The 20795-nt window shown below is 59.6% G+C and carries 22 protein-coding genes; 15 read left to right on the top strand and 7 right to left on the bottom strand.

The features are described 5' to 3' along the window. Genes BSK43_RS08405 through deoA form a run of 7 tightly spaced genes read left to right on the top strand, consistent with a single transcriptional unit; the run spans position 1 to position 6886 of the window. Positions 1-1512, top strand: a complete 1512-nt coding sequence (locus BSK43_RS08405) for an ABC transporter ATP-binding protein (protein ID WP_077468371.1) — start codon at positions 1-3, stop codon at positions 1510-1512. Positions 1513-1519: 7 nt separating this feature from the next. After that, on the top strand, positions 1520-2623 hold the full coding sequence (locus BSK43_RS08400; RefSeq protein WP_077468724.1) for an ABC transporter permease: 1104 nt from the start codon (positions 1520-1522) through the stop codon (positions 2621-2623). A gap of 7 nt (positions 2624-2630) precedes the next feature. Next, a complete protein-coding gene (locus BSK43_RS08395; RefSeq protein WP_077468372.1) occupies positions 2631-3605 on the top strand; it encodes an ABC transporter permease in 975 nt (324 codons plus the stop codon). A 3-nt stretch (positions 3606-3608) separates the two neighbouring features. Beyond that, entirely contained in the window at positions 3609-4001 is a 393-nt protein-coding gene (locus tag BSK43_RS08390; protein ID WP_068400908.1) for a cytidine deaminase, read from the top strand. Then, the gene (locus BSK43_RS08385; RefSeq protein ID WP_077468373.1) at positions 3998-4804 is read left to right on the top strand and encodes a purine-nucleoside phosphorylase; all 807 of its coding nucleotides are present in this window, start codon (positions 3998-4000) and stop codon (positions 4802-4804) included. The genes BSK43_RS08390 and BSK43_RS08385 overlap by 4 nt, the downstream gene beginning before the upstream one ends. Next, the gene (gene deoC / locus BSK43_RS08380) at positions 4801-5574 is read left to right on the top strand and encodes a deoxyribose-phosphate aldolase (protein WP_077468374.1); all 774 of its coding nucleotides are present in this window, start codon (positions 4801-4803) and stop codon (positions 5572-5574) included. The genes BSK43_RS08385 and deoC overlap by 4 nt, the downstream gene beginning before the upstream one ends. A gap of 4 nt (positions 5575-5578) precedes the next feature. Continuing rightward, on the top strand, positions 5579-6886 hold the full coding sequence (deoA, locus tag BSK43_RS08375; RefSeq protein ID WP_077468375.1) for a thymidine phosphorylase: 1308 nt from the start codon (positions 5579-5581) through the stop codon (positions 6884-6886). Between the two features lie 7 nt (positions 6887-6893). On the opposite strand, the gene BSK43_RS08370 is transcribed toward deoA, so the two are convergent. The 7 genes from BSK43_RS08370 to BSK43_RS08340 all read right to left on the bottom strand — a co-directional run bounded on the left by BSK43_RS08370 (position 6894) and on the right by BSK43_RS08340 (position 12407). Further along, entirely contained in the window at positions 6894-7421 is a 528-nt protein-coding gene (locus tag BSK43_RS08370; protein ID WP_077468376.1) for a TIGR02281 family clan AA aspartic protease, read from the bottom strand. 126 nt (positions 7422-7547) lie between these two features. Next, positions 7548-8177, bottom strand: coding sequence for a uracil phosphoribosyltransferase (gene upp, locus BSK43_RS08365; RefSeq protein WP_068400897.1), 630 nt, complete (start codon positions 8175-8177; stop codon positions 7548-7550). Positions 8178-8298: 121 nt separating this feature from the next. Next, complete coding sequence (locus tag BSK43_RS08360; RefSeq protein WP_077468377.1) at positions 8299-9267, bottom strand: adenosine deaminase; 969 nt, start codon at positions 9265-9267, stop codon at positions 8299-8301. Continuing rightward, positions 9264-10484 (bottom strand): phosphopentomutase, encoded by a 1221-nt coding sequence (locus tag BSK43_RS08355; protein ID WP_077468378.1) that lies wholly within the window; start codon positions 10482-10484, stop codon positions 9264-9266. The genes BSK43_RS08360 and BSK43_RS08355 overlap by 4 nt, the downstream gene beginning before the upstream one ends. 136 nt (positions 10485-10620) lie before the next feature. Beyond that, positions 10621-11208, bottom strand: a complete 588-nt coding sequence (locus tag BSK43_RS08350) for a TadE/TadG family type IV pilus assembly protein (RefSeq protein ID WP_136686799.1) — start codon at positions 11206-11208, stop codon at positions 10621-10623. Continuing rightward, a complete protein-coding gene (locus BSK43_RS08345; RefSeq protein ID WP_077468379.1) occupies positions 11205-11828 on the bottom strand; it encodes a TadE/TadG family type IV pilus assembly protein in 624 nt (207 codons plus the stop codon). Before BSK43_RS08345 ends, BSK43_RS08350 begins: the two co-directional genes overlap by 4 nt. A gap of 153 nt (positions 11829-11981) precedes the next feature. Then, entirely contained in the window at positions 11982-12407 is a 426-nt protein-coding gene (locus BSK43_RS08340; protein WP_077468380.1) for a pilus assembly protein N-terminal domain-containing protein, read from the bottom strand. Between the two features lie 403 nt (positions 12408-12810). Between BSK43_RS08340 and BSK43_RS08335 the strand changes: the two genes are divergently transcribed. The 8 genes from BSK43_RS08335 (at position 12811) to BSK43_RS08300 (ending at position 20779) form a co-directional block, all read left to right on the top strand. Then, on the top strand, positions 12811-13002 hold the full coding sequence (locus BSK43_RS08335) for a Flp family type IVb pilin (RefSeq protein ID WP_077468381.1): 192 nt from the start codon (positions 12811-12813) through the stop codon (positions 13000-13002). 85 nt (positions 13003-13087) lie between these two features. Further along, positions 13088-13600 (top strand): prepilin peptidase, encoded by a 513-nt coding sequence (locus BSK43_RS08330; RefSeq protein WP_077468382.1) that lies wholly within the window; start codon positions 13088-13090, stop codon positions 13598-13600. A 164-nt stretch (positions 13601-13764) separates the two neighbouring features. Next, positions 13765-14580 (top strand): Flp pilus assembly protein CpaB, encoded by an 816-nt coding sequence (gene cpaB, locus BSK43_RS08325; RefSeq protein WP_077468383.1) that lies wholly within the window; start codon positions 13765-13767, stop codon positions 14578-14580. Positions 14581-14594: 14 nt separating this feature from the next. Continuing rightward, positions 14595-16103 carry a type II and III secretion system protein family protein gene (locus tag BSK43_RS08320; protein WP_077468725.1) on the top strand — a complete coding sequence of 503 codons (1509 nt, stop codon included), beginning with the start codon at positions 14595-14597 and terminating at the stop codon, positions 16101-16103. Between the two features lie 55 nt (positions 16104-16158). Beyond that, positions 16159-16896 (top strand): CpaD family pilus assembly protein, encoded by a 738-nt coding sequence (locus tag BSK43_RS08315; RefSeq protein ID WP_077468726.1) that lies wholly within the window; start codon positions 16159-16161, stop codon positions 16894-16896. A gap of 37 nt (positions 16897-16933) precedes the next feature. Beyond that, complete coding sequence (locus BSK43_RS08310) at positions 16934-18205, top strand: CpaE family protein (RefSeq protein ID WP_077468384.1); 1272 nt, start codon at positions 16934-16936, stop codon at positions 18203-18205. Between the two features lie 79 nt (positions 18206-18284). Next, a complete protein-coding gene (locus BSK43_RS08305; protein ID WP_077468385.1) occupies positions 18285-19763 on the top strand; it encodes a CpaF family protein in 1479 nt (492 codons plus the stop codon). A gap of 8 nt (positions 19764-19771) precedes the next feature. After that, complete coding sequence (locus tag BSK43_RS08300; protein ID WP_077468386.1) at positions 19772-20779, top strand: type II secretion system F family protein; 1008 nt, start codon at positions 19772-19774, stop codon at positions 20777-20779. Positions 20780-20795: the final 16 nt, after the last annotated feature.

Here is a 20795-nt window from a genome sequence, read left to right as displayed (position 1 = left end):
GTGAGCCAGACCTCTGCCATTGAGCTCGTGGGCATCGACAAGAAGTTCGGTGCTGTCCACGCCAACAAAGATATCAACCTGACCGTCGCCAAAGGTTCGATCCACGGGATCATCGGCGAGAACGGTGCCGGGAAATCGACGCTGATGTCGATCATCTACGGATTCTATCAGGCCGACAGCGGCGAGATCCGCGTCAACGGCAATGCCATCACCATCCGCGACAGCCAGGCGGCGATATCAGCCGGCATCGGCATGGTGCATCAGCACTTCATGCTGGTCGAGAATTTTACCGTCCTTGAAAACGTGATGCTGGGTGCCGAAGGTGGCGCGCTGCTCGCCAAGGGCGTTGCCGCCGCTCGCGCCGAACTTAGCCGGCTGGAAAAGGATTACGGCCTGGACGTCGATCCGGATGCGGTGATCGAAGAGCTTCCCGTTGGCCAGCAGCAGCGCGTCGAGATCCTGAAGGCGATGTATCGCGGCGCCGAGATCCTCATCCTCGATGAGCCCACCGGCGTTCTGACACCGGCCGAGGCCGACAATCTGTTCCGCATTCTTCGGGTGCTGCGCGACCAGGGCAAGACGATCCTGCTCATTACCCACAAGCTGCGCGAAATCATGGCGATCACCGATACGGTGTCGGTCATGCGCCGCGGCGAGATGGTCGCCACCCGCAAGACGGCGGAAACCACGGTGGAAGAACTGGCCGAGCTGATGGTCGGCCGTCGTGTGCTGCTGCGCGTCGAGAAGGGCGCCCCCAATCCCGGCGATGTCCTGCTTTCGGTGCGCAACCTCACCGTCAAGGACGGTCGTGGCGTCACCATGGTCGACAATGTCTCCTTCGATGTCCGAGCCGGCGAGATTGTAGGCATCGCCGGCGTTGCCGGAAACGGTCAATCCGAGCTGCTGGAGGCCATTGCCGGCATCCGCAAGCCGGCCTCGGGCGAAATCCTCCTGCATGGCAAGCCGATCGGCAACGCCGATCCCGCGGTGCTTCGCGACCTTGGCCTTGCCCATATTCCGGAAGATCGCCACCACATGGGCCTCGTCCTCAAATTCGAGGAATATGAAAATTCCATGCTCGGCTATCACCGCGACCGCAAATACGGGCGCGGCGGCATGCTCGATCTCGACGCCATGCGCAAGGACGCGATCGAGAAGATCGAGAAATACGATATTCGCCCCCCGAATGCGCGGCTGAAGACCGCCAACTTCTCCGGCGGCAACCAGCAGAAGATCGTCGTCGCCCGCGAAATCGAGCGCGATCCGAAGGCTCTCCTCATTGGACAGCCGACACGCGGCGTTGATATCGGTGCGATCGAGTTTATCCATCGCCGTATCATCGAGATGCGCGATGCCGGCAAGGCGATCCTGCTGGTCTCAGTGGAACTGGATGAAATCCGCGCATTGTCGGACCGCATCCTTGTCATGTTCGCCGGCCATGTGGTCGGGGAAAAGTCGGCCGAGGCCGGTGAACAAACGCTCGGCCTGATGATGGCCGGCATTGCCGCGTGAGGCCTTGATGAGTACCGCTTCCGTTCCGCTTCCAAATTGGATCAACTACGGCCTGATCCCCATCCTCAACCTGATCGTTGCTTTCCTGATCTCAGGCCTTGTAGTCTGGTTCATCGGCGAGAGCCCGCTTGATGCGCTGGTCCTGCTATTGCAGGGCGCTCTCGGCAGCGGTGAGGGCATCGGCTTTACCCTTTACTATGCCACGAGCTTCATCTTCACCGGCCTTTCGGTCGCTGTCGCCATCCATGCCGGCCTGTTCAATATCGGCTCGGAAGGCCAGGCCTATGTCGGCGGCCTTGGCTGTGCTCTGGTCGCTCTGACCCTGGACAGATATGTGCCCTGGTATGTGACGATGCCCTTCGCGGTGATCGGCGCAGCCATCTTCGGTGCGCTCTGGGCGCTCATTCCCGCCTGGCTTCAGGCCAAGCGCGGCAGCCATGTCGTCATCACCACAATCATGTTCAACTTCATCGCCTCGGCGATGATGAACTTCATCCTGGTGCATGTGCTGATCGTGCAGGGCAAGATGGCGCCGGAAACCCGCACCTTCCTCGAGGGTGGTCAGCTGCCGAAGCTCGACTGGCTGATGGCCATATTCGGCTCCACCATCGGTGCCGCACCCTTGAACGTGTCATTCCTGATTGCTCTGGTCATGTGCGTGCTGGTCTGGGTGCTCGTCTGGCGCACCAAGCTCGGCTACGAGATGCGCACGCTCGGCCTCAGCCCGACGGCCGCCGTCTATGCCGGTATTCCCTATGCCCGTACGGTTATCATCGCCATGCTGATCTCCGGTGGTCTCGCCGGCATGATGGCGCTTAATCCGGTCATGGGCTCGTCGGCCCGCCTGCAGGTCGAATTCGTGCTAGGTGCCGGGTTCGTCGGTATCGCCGTCTCGCTGATGGGCCGGAACCATCCTTTCGGCATTATTTTGGCGGCGATCCTGTTCGGCATCCTCTACCAGGGTGGCGACGCGCTATCCTTCGATATGCCGAACATCACGCGTGACATGATCGTGGTCATCCAGGGTCTCGTCATCCTGTTCGCGGGCGCTCTGGAATATATGTTCCGGCCGGCGCTCGTGCGTATCTATCAAACATTCGCCAGGACGTGAGGATCACATGACTGACTATTATGATCTTCTCATCAGCATACTTGGCTCGACCATTCGCCTGTCGATTCCGCTGATCTTTACCGCATTGGCGGGCCTGTTTTCCGAGCGTGCCGGCATTTTCGACATCGGTCTCGAAGGCAAGATGCTGGCATCAGCCTTTGCGGCAGCCTGTGTCGCCTCGATCAGCGGCTCGCCATGGGCCGGGCTTGGCGCAGGCGTCTTCGTGTCGGTTTCCGTCGGTCTGCTGCACGGCTTTGCCTCGATCACCAATCGCGGCAACCAGATCGTCTCGGGCGTCGCCATCAACTTCCTGATGGCCGGCTTGACCATCGTTCTCGGCCAGGCCTGGTTCGGGCAGGGTGGTCGCACGCCGACGCTGCCGGCCGCCTCGCGCTTTTCCGCCATCACCCTGCCGGGCGCCGATGCCATTCGTGACGTACCCTTCATCGGGCCGCTCTATGCCAATGTCATTTCCGGCAATAATATCCTGACCTATCTGGCCTTCCTCGCCGTGCCGATTTCCTGGTGGATCCTCTATCGCACCCGGTTCGGCCTGCGGCTGCGTGCCGTCGGTGAAAATCCCGGCGCCGTCGATACAGCCGGCATTTCGGTCGAGTGGCTGCGATACAGGTCGTTGATCGTCGCCGGCGTTCTCTGTGGCTTTTCCGGCACCTATCTCTCCATCGCCCAGTCGGCCGCCTTCATCAACAATATGTCGGCCGGCAAGGGCTATATCGCTCTTGCCGCGCTGATCTTCGCCAAATGGAAGCCGGTGCCGATCATGTTCACCTGCCTCCTGTTCGGTTTCCTCGATGCCTTCGCCAATTTCATGCAGGGCAAGACGATTCCGGGCATTGGCGAGGCGCCGGTACAGATTTTCCAGGCGCTGCCCTATATTCTGACCTGTATCCTGCTCGCAGGCTTCATCGGCGTCGCCAAGCCTCCGAAGGCCGGTGGCGTGCCCTATACCAAGGAGCGCTAGTCCATGTCGCACGATCTGTTCGAAGCCGCGCGCGGAGCGATGGCTTTCGCTCATGCGCCCTATTCGAAATTCCCCGTCGGCGCGGCGATCCGCGCCGAGGACGGCAAGATCTATGCCGGCGCCAATATCGAGAACCTGTCCTTCCCACAGGGCTGGTGCGCCGAACCCACGGCGATCAGCCATATGATCATGGGCGGCGCCAAGAAGATCGTCGAAATGGCCGTCATCGCCGAAAAGCTGCCGCTCTGCCCGCCCTGCGGCGGCTGCCGGCAGAAGATCGCCGAATTTGCCAGCAAGGAAACGCGGATCTATCTTTGCGACGAAACCGGCGTGAGGAAGACCATGACCATGGACGAGCTGCTGCCCTTCAGCTTTGAAACCGAGATACTCGGATGAGTGCCGCCATCGATATGCTCGGGGAGAAGCTCGGCGAGCTGAAGCCGCGCTATGGCATCATCCTCGGCTCCGGCCTTGGTTCGCTAGTCGATCAGGTGAGCGATGCCCTGCGCATCCCCTATGCCGAACTGCCGGGCTTTCCCGTCAGCGCAGTCTCGGGCCATGCCGGCACGCTGGTTGCAGGCAAGCTTGGCGATGTCCCGGTGGTCATGCTGTCGGGCCGCGTGCATTATTACGAAAAGGGCGACGCCAACGCCATGCGCGTGCCGATCGAGACCCTGAAGGCGCTCGGCGTCGATACGCTGATCCTGACCAATTCGGCCGGATCGCTGCGCGAGGAGATGCCGCCGGGATCGGTGATGCAGATCACCGACCACATCAACTATTCCGGCATGAACCCGCTGATCGGCGAGGAAAGCGACAGGCGCTTCGTCGGGATGACCAGCGCCTATGATAGTGATCTGATCATGCGCATGCGCAAGGCGGCGGAAAAGGCCGAGATCAAGCTGTCACACGGCGTCTATATGTGGTTCTCCGGACCGAGCTTCGAAACGCCGGCGGAAATCCGCATGGCGCGTATTCTGGGTGCCGATGCCGTGGGCATGTCGACCGTGCCGGAAGTCATTCTGGCGCGTCTTTTCGGCCTGAGGGTTGCCGCTGCCTCTGTCGTCACTAACTATGGTGCTGGCATGACCGGCGGTGAACTCTCGCATGACGAGACCAAGGACATGGCTCCGGTCGGTGGCGCGCGTCTTGCCGCCATCCTGAAAGAAATGATTGCGGACGGAGGAGATTCCCCATGACGAGCCATTCCCTCAGAGAAACGGCGGCCGTTGCGCTTTCCCTGCTTGATCTCACCAATCTCAAGGATGATTGCACGCCCGCGCAGATCGAGACGCTTTGCGCCCGCGCCCAGTCGCCCTATGGCAATACCGCCGCCATCTGCATCTGGCCGCGTTTCGTCGCCCAGGCGCGCGGCATTCTCGGCACAGGCCATGCGGTCAAGATCGCGACCGTGGTGAATTTTCCGGCTGGCGACATGGAAGTCGCCGATGTTGCTGCCGAAGCCCGCGAGGCCATTGCCGATGGCGCCGACGAGATCGACCTCGTCATTCCCTATCGCGCGCTTCTGGCCGGCAATGAACAGGCCGTCACCGATATGGTCACCGCCGTCAAGGCCGAGTGCAAGGGACCGGTCATCCTGAAGACGATCCTTGAAACCGGTGAGCTGAAAGATGTTGCGCTGATCCAGCGCGCCTCCGAGCTTGCCATCGACGCCGGCTCGGATTTCATCAAGACCTCCACGGGTAAGGTTGCCGTCAACGCGACGCTTGAAACGGCTGACATCATGCTGCGGGCAATCCGCGCCAGCGGCCGCAAGGTCGGTTTCAAGCCGGCCGGCGGTATCGGTTCGGTCGCCGATGCGGCGCTGTATCTCAGCCTCGCCGAAACCATCATGACGCCGGATTGGGCCATGCCCTCGACCTTCCGTTTCGGCGCATCGAGCCTGCTCGACGATATCCTCAGCGTATTGGCCGGCGGAGAGTCAAAGACGGCTTCGTCAGGCTATTGATCCGATGATCCCACAGGAAATCATCCGGTTGAAGCGGAACGGCGGCACTTTGTCGGCCGCCGACATCGAAGGCTTCGTCGGTGCATTGGCGCGCGGCGAATTGGCGGAAAGCCAGATCGGCGCATTTGCAATGGCCGTATGGTTTCGCGGCATGACGCGGGAAGAGACGGTGGCCCTGACGCTCGCCATGGCGCGCTCGGGCGATACGCTCTCCTGGTCCGGCATCGGCAGGCCGATCGCCGACAAGCATTCGACGGGCGGCGTCGGCGACAATGTCTCGCTGATGCTCGCCCCCGTCGCCGCGGCTTGCGGCCTCGCAGTCCCCATGATCTCCGGTCGTGGCCTCGGCCATACCGGCGGCACGCTCGACAAGCTGGAATCCATTCCCGGCTATGGAATTACCCCGGATGCCGCCCGCTTCCGCAAGGTGGTTGACGAGGTCGGCTGTGCCATCATCGGCCAGACCAGCGCGCTCGCACCCGCTGACGGCAAGCTTTACGCGGTGCGGGATGTTACCGCGACCGTCGATTCCGCACCCTTGATCACCGCTTCGATCCTGTCGAAGAAACTGGCGGCTGGGCTGGAAACCCTGGTACTCGACGTCAAGATCGGCAGCGGCGCCTTCATGACCTCGCAGGAAGAGGCGGAGACCCTGGCGCGCTCGCTGGTGGAGGTCGCCAACGATGCCGGCGTGAAAACCTCGGCACTGATCACCGACATGAACCAACCCCTCGCTGATGCGGCCGGTAATGTCGTCGAGCTAAGCAATTGCCTGGATTTCCTGAAGGGCAAGAAGGCGGGCACACGGCTGGAAACGGTCGTGTTGGCCTTTGCCGTCGAGATGCTTGTTCAGGCCGGCATCGCCGCGAGCAAGGCCGAGGCGGAGGGCAAGGCACGCGACGCCATTTCCTCCGGCAAGGCAGCCGAGGTGTTTGGCCGCATGGTGCATGGTCTCGGCGGTCCGGCCGACCTCCTCGAAAACCCTGATCGATATCTGGCGGCTGCACCCGTGCAAAAGCCGGTTCTAGCCTCTTCTGACGGCTGGCTCGGCGCCTGCGACGCCCGTGCGATCGGCATGAGTGTCATCGATCTCGGCGGCGGCCGCCGTCGTCCGCAGGACAAGATCGACCATCGTGTCGGTTTCAGCGATATCCTGCCGCTCGGCAGGAAGGTCAGCAAGGGCGATCGTATCGCGACTGTTCATGCGACGGACGAGGCGAGCGCGGAAAAGGCCGTAGCCGACCTGGCGGCTAACTATAGCCTCGTCGAAGCCGCGCCCGCTCTGCCGCCCGTCATCGTCACGCGGATCTGACACGCAGCTATTGCGTCAGGCGCATCGTGTCGTTCTGGACGCTGTAGGACTTCAATCTCTTCAGGAAGCTCATGCCGATCAAGGTCGACGTGACCAAGGCATTGTCTTTCGCCACCACAGCCTCGACATCGCGGACCCGTATATTGCCGATCTCCAGGCGATCGAGCTTGACGAGGGCGACCTTGGAGGCGCCATTCGCGGTTTGGATCGTGTAGCGATAGTCGAGATCGACACTACTGAAGCCAAGGCCGCGCGCTGTGCTTTCGTTGATGGCGACATAGGTCGCGCCCGTATCGATCATTCCATGCACAGACCGGCCGTTGATGGTGAAGTCGCCCTGATAGTGGCCGCCCGCATTGGCACGCAGCAGAACGCTGCCATAGGAAACAGGAGCTTCAATCTTTTCCGGCGCAAGGGAAACCGCCTCTACCGGTGCCGGCTTCTGAGTGGCTTTGTCGTATTCGTTCACGAGCATCGGCACCTGGGTAGCCCCAACGGCAATAACACCGGCAACGACAAGAAGACGAACGAGCATCGGCAAGGCCCCTCCTGCGGGCATCACCATGTGTAAGCCAGATTTGCTGAAATGCCGCTAAGGCAATCAATAAAAAGCCCGGCAGTTGAAGACTGCCGGGCCTTGAAGAAAAGTATAGTGCAGAGTTTACTTCGTGCCGTACATGCGATCACCAGCATCGCCAAGGCCGGGCACGATATAGCCCAACTCGTTGAGATGGCTGTCGATCGCCGCGGTGAAGACCGGCACATCCGGATGCGCTGCACGGAAATTGGCAAGGCCTTCCGGAGCAGCCAGCAGGCATAGGAAGCGGATATTGTGAGCGCCGCGCTCCTTCAGCTTGTCGATGGCGGCGATCGAGGAATTGCCGGTTGCCAGCATCGGATCGACGACGATGATCAGGCGTTCGGAAACATCCTCCGGCGCCTTGAAGTAATATTCGACCGGCTGCAGCGTCTCATGATCGCGATAGACGCCGATATGTGAGACGCGCGCCGAAGGCACGAGATCGAGCATGCCTTCGAGCAGGCCGTTGCCGGCGCGAAGGATCGAGGCAAAGACCAGCTTCTTGCCTTCGAGGATCGGCGCATCCATCGGCTGGAGCGGCGTTTCGATGGTCTCGATCGTTAGCTCCAGATCGCGCGTCACTTCGTAGCAGAGCAACGTGGAAATCTCGCGCAGCAGCCGGCGAAAGCTCCCTGTCGACGTCTCCTTCTTGCGCATGATTGTGAGCTTGTGTTGCACAAGCGGGTGATCGATGACAGTGACGCCGTCCATGGGTTCAGCCTTCCAATAATTCCGTGATATGAGATGTTTCTTTCACGGAAATCGCCTCTGGTGCAAGAAAATAGGCCGTTTTCGGAAATGTCATCCCCAGTCTGCGGCCGAATTCAAGCCTCTACAGTCTCGCCAGCAATGCAGCGCGTGTCGCCTCGTCCACAAAGGCCGCCCCGATCGCCGTGCGCGTCATCGCGTTGATCTCGTCGTCGCTAAAGCCGAAGGCTGACGATGCCAGCTCGTATTCGCGCTTCAGCGATGTGTGGAAGAAGGGCGGGTCGTCGGAATTGATCGTCACTTTTACGCCCGCATCGCGCAGCTTGCGCAGCGGATGCGACTGGAAATCCGGGAAGACGTTGAGCGCGATGTTGGAGCCGGGGCACACTTCCAGCACGGTGCCGAGATCGACAAGGCGCTTGACGAGGTCGGCGTCCTCGATGGCGCGCACGCCATGGCCGATACGCGCCGGGCGCACCAGCTCAACGGCATCGGCGACCGAGAAGGCGCCGCAGACTTCGCCGGCATGGATGGTAATGCCGAGACCGGCCTCGCGGGCGATATCGAAGGCGCGGGCATAGTCGGCAACGCGGCCCATGCGTTCCTCGCCGGCCATGTTGAAGCCCGTTATCAGCGGATTGTCGCTTTTGGCTGCATATTCGGCCGCCGTCACCACACGATCCGGGCCGAAATGGCGTTCGCCGGTGACGATGAGCCGCGCCTCGATGCCGGTCTTTGCCTTGGCGGCACGGATGCCGGCGGAAACGCCAGCCATATAGGCGTCGGCACCAAGGCCGATGCGGTCGCCGTGGTCGGGCGAAACGATCAGCTCGCTATAGATCGTGCCGATGCCGGCAAGTTCTTCCAGATAGGTTTCCGTCAGCAGCGCATAGTCTTCCTCGGTGCGGTAGACCTCGGAAACCTTGTCGTAGCAGACGAGGAATTCGGCGAAGTCCTTCCAGAGATAGACGCCGTCCTTGAGGAAAGCGCTGGTATCGACGTTATACTTCTGCGCCTGTGCAAGCGTCAGCGCCGGCGGAGCCGCGCCTTCCAGATGGCAATGCAGCTCCACCTTCTTCAAATGCGATGTCAAAGGAAACTCCTCCCATGCGGCCCTGCCGCAATTCCCAGATGTTGTGCGACCGTCTCGCCGATATCGGCATAGGTCTGGCGGACGCCGATTGAGCGCGGGCGGATGCCCGGTCCATAGGCCATGATCGGCACGCGTTCGCGCGTGTGATCCGTGCCGCGCCATGTCGGGTCACAGCCGTGATCGGCGGTGAGGATGACGAGATCGCCAGCCTTCAGCTTTTTGTACATCTCGGGCAGCCGGGCATCGAAAGCTTCGAGCGCCGCGGCATAGCCCGGCACATCGCGGCGATGGCCGTAGAGCATGTCGAAATCGACGAAATTGGTGAAGACGAGATCGCCGTCCTGGGCCTCGTCCATGGCCTTCAGCGTGGCATCCATCAGCGCCATGTTGCCATTGGCCTTGATGACCCTCGAAACGCCCTGATGGGCGAAGATATCGCCGATCTTGCCCACGGCATGGACCTTGCGCTCCGCTTTGACGAGCCGGTCGAGCAGGGTGGGCTCTGGCGGCAACACCGAGAAGTCACGGCGATTGCCGGTCCGCTCGAAGGTCGCCACAGTCTCGCCGATGAAGGGACGGGCGATGACGCGGCCGATATTGTAGGGATCGAGAAGGGTACGCACGATCTTGCTCAGTTCTATCAGTCGATCGAGCCCGAAATGCTGCTCATGGGCAGCGATCTGAAAAACGGAATCGGACGAGGTGTAGCAGATGGGCTTGCCGCTGCGGATATGCTCTTCGCCGAGCCTCGCGATGATATCCGTGCCGGAGGCATGACAATTGCCGAGAATGCCGGGCAGGTCGGCTGCCTCGCAGATGGCCTTCACCAGCTCCGGCGCGAAGGCGTCGCCCTCGGTTGGAAAGTAACCCCAATCGAACGTAACCGGCGTTCCGGCAATCTCCCAATGGCCTGATGGCGTGTCCTTGCCGCGTGAAACCTCGCTGGCGCAGCCATAGAGGCCGTAAAGCCTTTCCGGTTGCGGCATTCCAGCTGGATAATTCCCAGTCGCCGTCTTGGCGATCTCCAGCAACCCGAAGGCAGACATGTTCGGCAAAGCCAGCGGCCCCTGGCGCAGGCCCTCGCGATCGGCTGCCCCTGCGGCGCAGAACTCGGCGATATGGCCGAGCGTATCGGCACCCTCGTCACCATAGCTTGCCGCATCCGGGCCGCCACCGACGCCAAAAGAGTCCAGAACGAAAAGAAAGGCGCGCGCCATAGATCACCCGATAAAGATCACCGCACCCTGCAGGTTCTGCCCAGTGCTTTGGACGTCACCCATATAACGGAGGCATCGACTTGGCAATTTTCCGTTTGAAGCCGCCGCGTACCATTGGCCGCGGCGCCGAGGGGGGTCAGCAATCGCTACAGCTGATCGAGCTACCGACGCGCTGGCGATAGTAATATTGCCGGCTGATCGTGATCTGGTTGGTGCCGTTTGGCAGGAAATTGGTTCCGAAACTGATGAGCTGATACGGTAGGGCAAGCTCGCTGCGTATGAGGAAGGTGCTTGCCTGGTTCATATTGTTCGGGACGGTGAGGGCGGTACCGGGCGAATAGGGTCTTGTCCCATCTTGCGCCCAGGACCATGCAACGGTGGCGTTGCCACCGGCGTCGACAGCGATTCCGGTGATCTTCAACGTCAGGCCGGTAGTGGCGTAGGGCGCAAAGATGGCGCCCACGACAGAGGGCATCGTCGCGAGGTCTGATTTGACAACGCTTGACCGCTGCGAGAGGATATCCGCAATCGATCCGGCCGAGCGGCTGGCGCGTTTGGAAACGTTGAGACCGACGGTAAGCTCGAACGCACCGAGATAGAGCATCAACAGCACGGGGAAGAGAATGGCGAATTCGATCGCGCCGACGCCCCGCTGATCCCGAGCAAAGCGCCGCAGGATGCCGAAGGGCGCGCCTTCTTTATCAACCCTGGATTGCTCGCTCATGGATAGTTCTCATTCTGGAAAGCCGCTGTGGCAACGATGAGATAGGTCGTCGGCATCGAGCCATCGGAAGGCCTGATGTTGCTGAGATAGGGGCGCAGCAAATCGGTGATGATCTGCCAACGGTAGTAGGCGCGCACCATATTCAAGGTTTTTGCGCCGCCGGGCGTGAAAGTGAACCCCGTTGTGTTGAGATCGGAGTAGGGGTCCGTTGACGATTGGCGCGGAATGGTTGTCGGCATGGAGGCGAAGGTCGAATAGCTTTCGACATCGACATAGAGGCTGGCGGGTGTCGCCACTTCCGTCGACGAACAAGTGATCAACACCGAGATCTCATTGCAGAATGCCTGGCGAAACTGCTGCTGAGTCGTGTTGGCCGCGGTCATTTGCCCGGTTCTGATCTGGCGCGACAGGGTGTCGACCGCATTGGAAACGACTTGCTCGGCCGTAAAGGCGACGAAGGTTTCGATAATTGCAAAGACGATCAGGAAATAGGGAATCGCAAGCAATGCGAATTCGATGGCGGCAGTGCCATCGCGAGACCGGACGAATTCGCGCAAGCCTCCGCGGGCGCGTCGCCGCGCTGAACTATTGCTCCCGGAAATATTGTCGTCTGGTATCATCGAACATCCGCGGCGATTACACGCGGACGAAACTAGAGATGCTTTCTTGATAATCCGTTTCGCTTCTCTCTTTATATTTAAAGGAAGTCGAGATTATTAAGAAGAAGATAGTACTTATATATTACTTTAGAATATTTGCGATAATAAATAAAGCTATTGCCCGGTCGGCGCGGCCGCTGCGGCATTGTTCTGTTGCTGCGCATGCTGCTCGCAATTGGGCGCGCATGACAATACGGCGCGATCCGTCTGGCGGAAGACGCGGACCGTATTGCCTTCATCGATCGAAACCAGGATTTGTTCGTCAACGATAGCGTTGCCGTCCGCATCGAGCAGGATGATATTCGTTGTTCCGAAGTTGCGGCCGGTCAAGACGATGGTTTTCGGGTCCGCCACGGTCGCGTCAGCGACCTGGGAGTTCCCGACGATGACTTTGGCGACTGGGCGGTCAAGCTTCAATACGCGCGCGTGATCCATATAGACGCGCAGCATGCTTTCTCCGGCAGCGCGCGAGAGCTGCGGCGTCATGCCGGCCAGAGCGACGATACCGATAAGAAATGCGGTTTTGCCGCCGATTGGCATGGTTGAGCCCCTTGAAGCATATGACGAAAGGATTTGCCGGACAGAATGAGAAAGAATGGTGAATGAACGATTAAGACAAGCTCTGGCCGTTCGAATATGATGCAAATGTCCCATCTTTGGCTTCGGCTTCGGATTTTCTACACCAAGCATGCATTACTTTGGTGCAAGTCGCATATCGTACTAATATTCATACATCTAATAGTTTCTTTTTAGCTGAAGATTTTCTTTAAAAATAGATGGGAAGACATAAGCTCGCCATTAACTATTCTTTTTGAGCTTCGATATTTACAGCCTATTAACCCACTTCCTTAAAGCGATGGAAACGGCACGAGGCTACCGTGCAACTCATCCGATCAACGGCAACAGTTGGCGGACGTGCTGTCAACAAAGTGGAGTTAAATTTATGTCCAAGCTTTTTTCGCGCTTCCTGAAGGACGAATCCGGCGCGACTGCAATCGAATACGGTCTGATCGCAGCTCTCATCTCGGTCGCCATCATCACTGGCGCAACCACCCTGGGCTCTACGCTCAGCTCGACCTTCACGAACATCGCTACCCAGATGAATAAGTCTGGCAACGGTGTAGGTACTAAGTAAAGTATTGCCGCAGAGGCATAATATTTTCGGGAGCCGTTCAGTAAAATGAGCGGTTCCCGGTATTTATGTTTAGCAGGGTAAAAGCATGCTTGAAGCTGCTGCGTTATTTATATTTCCGCTCTGCATGTCGATCGCGGCGATCTCCGATCTGCTGACGATGACGATCCCAAATCGCGTTTCCCTGGCGCTCGCTGTGTCATTCCTGGTATTGGCGCCCATCTTCGGATTAACGCTTCCCGAAATCGGTATGCATTTTGCCGGTGCCGGCATCGTCTTTCTTGCCTGTTTTGCATTCTTCGCGCTGAACGTCATGGGTGGTGGCGATGCAAAGCTGCTGGCGGCCGCCACGCTCTGGTTCGGCTTCGACACATCGCTTCTGGAATTCCTGATCTATGTCGCGTTTATCGGCGGCGTGCTGACGGTGCTGATCGTTCTGCTTCGGTCACAGTCCAACATCATCTTGGCTATGGGCCTTCCCCTGCCGAATTCATTGGTGATCGCCAAGAAAATCCCTTACGGCGTTGCGATCGCCATTGGAGGCATGCTCGCCTTTCCCTCGTCGCCGCTCCTGATCGCGGCGACACGCGGAATGATCTGAGCAGAAAGACGGCCAGTTTAACTCAAATCATTGTATATGATTTTTCTAATACATATCAAGTATTGATGGTTAAGTAATAATAAATGTAACCTACCGTTAACCATAATTACACCAATTGCGGAGCATTCTACGGGGCGAAGAATCCTATTCCCCAAGGAATGACCATGAAACCCGCTCGCATAATGATACTCGCAGTAGCGGCCGTCGCGGCAGGTCTGGCCGGCATGCTGGCGATGCGTCTGGCCGGCAAGCGCGATATCGTACCGCAACAGATTGCGGCGGTTGTGGAAAAGGAAGCGACGGTCAATGTTCTCGTCGCAAGCGCCAATCTGCCCGTCGGCTCGCGGTTGAACGAGCAGATGGTCCATTGGATGGCATGGCCGGAAGGCGGCGTCGTCAAGGGCCTGATCACCGAAAACCAAAGACCTGAGGCACTGAAGGATCTGAACGGCGCGGTCGTCCGCCTGCCGATTTTTGAAGGCGAACCGATTCGCGAGGAAAAGGTCGCTGATTCCAGCAGCGGCATCCTCTCTTCATTGTTGCCATCCGGTAAGCGTGCCGTCGCGACCGAGATTTCCGTCTCCACCGGCGCCGGCGGCTTCATCCTGCCGAACGACCGGGTCGATGTCATCATGGTTCGCAAGGGTTCCCAGCAGCAGCTCGTCACCGAGACTGTGCTCAGCAATGTGCGCGTTCTGGCCGTTGATCAGCAGATCGAGGAAAAACAGGACGGCGGCAAGGCTGTGGTCGGCGCCACCGCTACGCTTGAATTGACACCGGACCAGACGAAAGTCCTGGCCGTCGCGCACCAGATGGCGGATCGGCTGACACTGGCATTGCGCTCCGTAGCCGACGCGCAACAGCCCGATACGACGGCGGCCGACTATCTCCTGGCCGGCGACAATGGTGGTGGACTTGTACAGGTCATCAAGTCGGGGACGATCGTGACCGATGGCCCTGCAGGGCCGAAAGCACAATGAGAAGGGGCCGGATGATGTTCAAGATAAGCAGGAAAGCCAGCCTCCCCCTCGCTGCAGCTCTATCCTTCTCGGTCGCCTTTGCGGGATTGCCCCTGGCGAACATCCCTCTTTTCCTGCGCATGCAGGCGGCGTTTGCGGCCGGTTCCGACAGCATCGTCACCATCGCAGGTTTCGGCACGAAGCGCACTTTGAAGCTCGGCCTCAACAAGGCTCTCGTGGTCGATCTTCCGGCCGATGCCCATGATATCCTTGTGTCAGACCCGAAGATGGCGGATGCCGTAACGCGCACGTCGCGCCGCATCTATTTGTTCGGCAAGACGGTTGGCCAGACCAACATCTTCATCTTTGGCGCAGACGGCAAGGAGATCGTCAGCCTCGATCTTCAGATCGAGCGCGACATTGCCGGCCTGCAAGCCAACCTAAAGCGCTTCATCGTGGACTCCGACATCAATGTCGAGATTGTTTCGGACAATATCGTACTGACTGGTACGGTGCGCACGCCGCAGGACGCGACACGGGCAACGCAGCTCGCCGAGGCCTTTCTCAAGGGCGGCGAGGCGACGACCCGAATGGCTACGGCATCGGGCTCCAACGCCAACAATGGTGTTGCTCTCTTTGCCGAAGATCGACAGACCTCCCAGATCGTCAACATGCTGCAGATTGAAGGCGAGGATCAGGTAACGCTCAAGGTGACCGTTGCTGAAATCAAGCGCAGCGTGCTGAAACAGATCGGCTTCGACAATCTCGTCCGCAACTCCTCCGGTGGACAACTGGTTGCCCAGCTCGGCAGTCCCGGCGCGGATGGGACTGCGGCGGCCGGCGGAGGTGGTCTTGCCAGCCTGTTCAAAACAGCCGTTGGCAAGTACAATATCAGTACTTATCTCAATGCCCTCGAGCAGGCTGGTGCTGTCCGTACGCTGGCCGAGCCGACGTTGACGGCGATCTCCGGCCAAGCCGCGACCTTCAATTCGGGCGGCCAGACGCTATACGCTGTCACGAATAAGGACGGGACCGTCACGGTCACACCCTTCACCTACGGTATCAGTCTGGCCTTCACGCCTGTCGTGCTGTCAGCCGGACGAATCGCCCTGCATGTGCAGACCCAGGTTTCCAATCCGGTTGGCACGGCCAATGCCGGCACGGCGACCTACAACCAACGCGCCGCCGATACATCGGTTGAATTGCCGTCTGGTGGATCGATCGCTCTGGCCGGTCTTCTCAGCGATAGCATCCAGCAGACTACCAACGGCACGCCGGGTGCCTCGAAAATACCTATCCTTGGCGCGCTGTTCCGCCAGAAAAGTTTCCAGCGTGACGAAAGCGAGCTGGTGATCATCGCAACACCCTATCTGGTGCGCCCTGTTGCCCGCAGCCAGCTTGCCCGCCCCGACGACAATTACTCGCCGAGCAACGATATCAGCGGCTTCTTCATGAATCGTGTCAACAAGATCTACGGCCGCAAGGACGGGCCGCCGGTCGCCGATGCCGATTTCCACGGCACTGTCGGCTTCATCTACAAGTGAGGGGACACCGACCATGAAGCGCGCCTTTTCAACAGGACTGACGAGGGATCAAAAGATGGCCAGCCTCAAACGCAGTACGCCTCGCCTTGGCAATCCTCGCTTCTCCAGGCTCGCCCTCATCGCACCGGCCCTGTTTCTCACGGCCGCTGCCATAAGCGGCTGTGCCGACTCGCGCGATCGCATGACGACCAGCGCCATCAATGATGATTATCGCCAGCGCCATCCAATCGTACTGACAGAGAAGGCGCAAAATCTCGACATACCGGTTGCCTCCAGCGATCGTCGTCTGACCACGGGAATGCGCGATACCATTCGCGGCTTCGTGCAGGAATATCGCGGTCGTGCGAGCGGCACGGTCGAAATCCTGCTGCCACGGGGGTCGATGAATTCGCAGGCAGCCTCGGCGCTGCGTCCGCAAATCCGAAAAGAACTGCTGGGGAGCGGAATACCGTCGGCCCGTATCGTCGAAACCTATTATCCCGCCGGCGATGCTGGTGACGCTGCGCCGATCCGTTTGCGCTTCACTGCCACGACGGCTACCACAAACGCCTGTGGCCAATGGCCTGACGACCTCGCCGACAACGCATTTGACAACCAGAATTACTATAATTTTGGCTGCGCGAGCCAGCATAATCTCGCAGCACAGGTTGCCAACCCAACGGATCTGATATCGCCGCGTGCCGCATCGCCGATCGATACGGATCAGCGCGGCAAGGTCATCGACAATTACCGCAACGGCACGGTCGCGACCAGCACCGCCACCATCGGCGGCTTCGGGGGGACCAGCCAATGAGCATGAGAATTAGCCGTCGGCGGAATAGGACGAAATCATGAACGCCATCGACTACGATATCGGACCAACTGCTGCGGAAGAGGCCGAAGCCCCACGCTCCGGCAATCTCGACAACATGCGGCCGCTGCCGCGCATTTCGGTGCACGCTTTCTGCGAAAGCGAACAACTGCAGCGGGTGATGGACCAGTGCGCCAATGACAGGCGCATGTCAAAAGTCAGCCTGCGGATCACCAGCGGCAGCACGGCAGCCGCCGCGAACATGTTCGCGTCGACGCCGACGCCGAACCTGATCATTCTCGAGACGCGCGCCAATGCGCGCAATCTGCTGGCAGAGCTTGCGCCGCTTGCCGCGGTCTGCGATCCGAGCACCAAGGTAATCATCGTCGGTTATCACAATGACATCAGCCTTTACCGCGAGCTCATCCGCAACGGCATTTCCGAATACATCGTGCAGCCGATGGACATGGCCGACCTCATGACGGCGATGGCGGGGATTTTCATCGATCCCGATGCCGAGCCGCTCGGCCGCAGCATCGCCTTCATCGGCGCCAAGGGCGGCGTGGGCGCATCCACCATCGCCCATAATTGTGCCTTCGGGATATCGAGCCTGTTCTCGACCGAGACCATTCTTGCCGATCTCGACCTGCCTTACGGTACTGCAAACATCGATTTCGATCAGGATCCCGCCCAGGGTATCGCCGAAGCCGTCTTTTCGCCGGAGCGTCTGGACGAGGTTTTCCTTGATCGACTGCTGACCAAATGCTCGCAGCATCTATCGCTGCTGGCGGCGCCTTCCATGCTGGATCGCGCTTATGATTTCGATGGGCCGGCATTCCTGCCGGTGCTCGATGTTCTTCAGCGCAGCGCGCCGGTCGCGGTCCTCGATGTCCCCCATGTCTGGACGGAATGGACACGCTCGGTGCTTGCGGCGGTCGATGAGGTCGTCATTTGCGCGGCACCCGATCTCGCCAACCTGCGCAACGCCAAGAACCTGGTCGATGCATTGCGCAAACTGCGTCCCAACGACAAGGCGCCACACCTCGTTCTCAATCAGGTGGGCATGCCGAAGCGCCCCGAGATCAACCCATCGGAATTCTGCGCGCCGCTCGAGATCGATCCGATTGCCATCATCCCCTTCGACATCAATCTGTTCGGCAATGCCGCCAATAGCGGCCAGATGATCTCGGAGACGGATCCGAAGTCGCCGGTTACCGAAATCTTTTCGCAGATATCGCACATCGTTACCGGGCGCGTCGCTTTGAAGAAGACGAGAAAGGGCGGTCTGCTTGGCCTGTTGAAACGGAAGTAGTCGTTTGATTTAGCATGGATTTTTGAAAGGCATCCCTTTCCTGAAAATCATGCTGCAGCATTAGAATTGGATTGAAGGCATGTTTGGCAAGCGCGGAAATGAAGGTCCAGCAAAGAGCGGTGGCGTTGTGCCGCAGCCGGCGCGTGCGCCCGCCGCAGCTGGTACGCCCGCTGCCCCTGCCGTGCTGATAGAGCCGTCTCGCGATCAATCGCAGCAGCGTCAACAGGTGGTTCCGCCGCCGATGCAGACGCCCAGCCGACGCCGGTCGGCACGCACCGAAGAATATTACGACACCAAATCGCAGGTCTTTGCCGCGCTGATCGATACGATCGACCTGTCGCAGCTTTCCAAGCTCGGCAACGAAGCCGCACGCGAGGAAATCCGCGATATCGTCAACGATATCATCACGATCAAAAGCTTTGCGATGTCGATTTCCGAGCAGGAGGAACTGCTCGAGGATATCTGCAACGACGTGCTCGGCTATGGTCCGCTGGAGCCGCTTTTGGCCCGCGACGACATTTCCGACATCATGGTCAACGGAGCCGGCCAGACCTTCATCGAAGTCGCCGGCAAGACCGTCGAATCTGAAATCCGCTTCCGCGACAATGCGCAGCTTCTCTCCATCTGCCAGCGCATCGTCAGCCAGGTCGGCCGCCGCGTCGATGAATCGAGCCCGATCTGCGACGCCCGCCTGCCTGACGGCTCGCGCGTCAACGTCATCGCCCCACCGCTATCGCTCGACGGTCCGGCGCTGACCATTCGTAAATTCAAGAAGGACAAGCTGACGCTCGACCAGATCGTCCGCTTCGGTGCCATCACGCCCGAGGGTGCGACGCTTCTGCAGATCATCGGGCGCGTGCGCTGTAACGTCGTCATTTCCGGCGGTACCGGCTCGGGCAAGACGACGCTTCTGAACTGCCTGACCAACTATATCGACCGTGATGAACGCGTCATCACCTGCGAAGACACCGCGGAACTGCAGTTGCAGCAGCCACATGTCGTGCGTCTCGAAACGCGTCCGCCGAATATTGAAGGCGAGGGCGAGATCACGATGCGCGATCTCGTCAAGAACTGCCTGCGTATGCGCCCTGAACGCATCATCGTCGGCGAAGTACGCGGACCTGAGGTCTTCGACCTGCTGCAGGCAATGAACACGGGCCACGACGGCTCCATGGGGACGATCCACGCCAATACGCCACGCGAATGCCTGAGCCGTATCGAATCGATGATTGCCATGGGCGGTTTCAGCCTGCCGGCCAAGACCGTGCGCGAGATCATTTCCACCTCCGTCGACGTGATCGTTCAGGCTGCGCGTCTGCGTGACGGTTCGCGCCGCATCACGCAGATCACGGAAGTGATCGGCATGGAAGGCGATGTCATCATCACGCAAGACCTGATGCGCTACGAAATCGATGGTGAAGACGCGAACGGCCGCATCATCGGCCGGCACGTCTCGACCGGCATCGGCAAGCCGCATTTCTGGGATCGTGCCCGTTATTATAACGAGGAGAGGCGCCTGGCCGCCGCCCTCGACGAGATGGAACAGAAGGCGAAATAGGAATCCCGATGTTCGGCGTTGACCCCGTAGTACTACTGATCGTCCTGCTTTCAGCCGTTTCCGCGGGTGCGATCTGCTATGGCGTCCTCTATTCGCGCATCGAGACGCAGAAGAAGGCCGAGAGCCGCGTCAACCGGGTCAAGCAGGCTGAAACCGACCGCATGAAGGTCAAGGCGACGCGTGACCGTGTTCAGGAATTGTCCAAGCGGCGGAAATCGGTTCAGGACACGCTCAAGGATCTGGAAAAACGCCAGTCGGAAAACACGAAGAAGAAGCAGTCGCTGAAAGCGCGCCTGCCTCAGACAGGCCTGTCGTTGACGCCGTCCCGCTTCTATCTTTTCAGCGTGCTGTTCGGCCTGTTCGTCATGTTCGTTCTTTTCATTCTCGGCGCGCCGCTCCTCGTCATTCTGGGATTGCCTTTTGCTGCGATTTTCGGGCTGCCGCGGTGGGTCGTGAGTATCCTCATCAAGCGCCGGCAAAACAAATTTCTCGAAGAGCTCCCCAATGCGCTGGATCTCATCACGCGCTCCATTCGCTCCGGTCTGCCGCTCAATGACGCGATCCGCCTGGTTGCGGCCGAGGCGCGGGAGCCTGTCAAGACAGAGTTCCGCCGGGTGGTCGAGGCACAACAGGTCGGCCTCAGCATGGCGGATGCCTGCGGGCGCATGGGCACCCATATGCCGTTGCAAGAGGTAAACTTCTTCGCAATCGTCATCGCCATTCAGGCCCAGGCAGGCGGCAACCTGTCGGAAGCCTTGGGCAACCTTTCGCGCGTCCTGCGCGAGCGCAAGAAGATGAAGGCGAAGGTCAAGGCGCTGTCGATGGAAGCAAAGGCGTCCGCCGTCATCATCGGCACTCTGCCCTTCGTTGTCATGGTGCTCGTCTATCTGACATCGCCGCAATACATGCTGGTTCTGTTCACGGATCCGCGCGGTCACCTGATCATGATCGGCGCCGGCATCTGGATGTCGCTTGGCGTCTACATCATGCGCAACATGGTCAATTTCGAGATCTGAGCGGAGGGAGCCGCAT

It is taken from the genome of Rhizobium sp. P44RR-XXIV (assembly GCF_001999485.2).
In the GTDB taxonomy this organism is placed as follows: Bacteria; Pseudomonadota; Alphaproteobacteria; order Rhizobiales; family Rhizobiaceae; genus Rhizobium.
This window is presented reverse-complemented; position numbering and strand designations above follow the sequence as displayed.

Coding starts and splice junctions, on each gene's coding strand:
- BSK43_RS08350 (WP_136686799.1), bottom strand. CDS start 11,208: ATGAGCGAGCAATCCAGGGTTGATAAAGAAGGCGCGCCCTTCGGCATC.
- BSK43_RS08370 (WP_077468376.1), bottom strand. CDS start 7,421: ATGCTCGTTCGTCTTCTTGTCGTTGCCGGTGTTATTGCCGTTGGGGCT.
- BSK43_RS08310 (WP_077468384.1), top strand. CDS start 16,934: ATGAACGCCATCGACTACGATATCGGACCAACTGCTGCGGAAGAGGCC.
- BSK43_RS08395 (WP_077468372.1), top strand. CDS start 2,631: ATGACTGACTATTATGATCTTCTCATCAGCATACTTGGCTCGACCATT.
- BSK43_RS08355 (WP_077468378.1), bottom strand. CDS start 10,484: ATGGCGCGCGCCTTTCTTTTCGTTCTGGACTCTTTTGGCGTCGGTGGC.
- deoC (WP_077468374.1), top strand. CDS start 4,801: ATGACGAGCCATTCCCTCAGAGAAACGGCGGCCGTTGCGCTTTCCCTG.
- BSK43_RS08400 (WP_077468724.1), top strand. CDS start 1,520: ATGAGTACCGCTTCCGTTCCGCTTCCAAATTGGATCAACTACGGCCTG.
- BSK43_RS08330 (WP_077468382.1), top strand. CDS start 13,088: ATGCTTGAAGCTGCTGCGTTATTTATATTTCCGCTCTGCATGTCGATC.
- BSK43_RS08300 (WP_077468386.1), top strand. CDS start 19,772: ATGTTCGGCGTTGACCCCGTAGTACTACTGATCGTCCTGCTTTCAGCC.
- BSK43_RS08335 (WP_077468381.1), top strand. CDS start 12,811: ATGTCCAAGCTTTTTTCGCGCTTCCTGAAGGACGAATCCGGCGCGACT.
- BSK43_RS08315 (WP_077468726.1), top strand. CDS start 16,159: ATGGCCAGCCTCAAACGCAGTACGCCTCGCCTTGGCAATCCTCGCTTC.
- BSK43_RS08385 (WP_077468373.1), top strand. CDS start 3,998: ATGAGTGCCGCCATCGATATGCTCGGGGAGAAGCTCGGCGAGCTGAAG.
- BSK43_RS08320 (WP_077468725.1), top strand. CDS start 14,595: ATGTTCAAGATAAGCAGGAAAGCCAGCCTCCCCCTCGCTGCAGCTCTA.
- BSK43_RS08345 (WP_077468379.1), bottom strand. CDS start 11,828: ATGATACCAGACGACAATATTTCCGGGAGCAATAGTTCAGCGCGGCGA.
- BSK43_RS08340 (WP_077468380.1), bottom strand. CDS start 12,407: ATGCCAATCGGCGGCAAAACCGCATTTCTTATCGGTATCGTCGCTCTG.
- BSK43_RS08305 (WP_077468385.1), top strand. CDS start 18,285: ATGTTTGGCAAGCGCGGAAATGAAGGTCCAGCAAAGAGCGGTGGCGTT.
- deoA (WP_077468375.1), top strand. CDS start 5,579: ATGATCCCACAGGAAATCATCCGGTTGAAGCGGAACGGCGGCACTTTG.
- upp (WP_068400897.1), bottom strand. CDS start 8,177: ATGGACGGCGTCACTGTCATCGATCACCCGCTTGTGCAACACAAGCTC.
- BSK43_RS08390 (WP_068400908.1), top strand. CDS start 3,609: ATGTCGCACGATCTGTTCGAAGCCGCGCGCGGAGCGATGGCTTTCGCT.
- cpaB (WP_077468383.1), top strand. CDS start 13,765: ATGAAACCCGCTCGCATAATGATACTCGCAGTAGCGGCCGTCGCGGCA.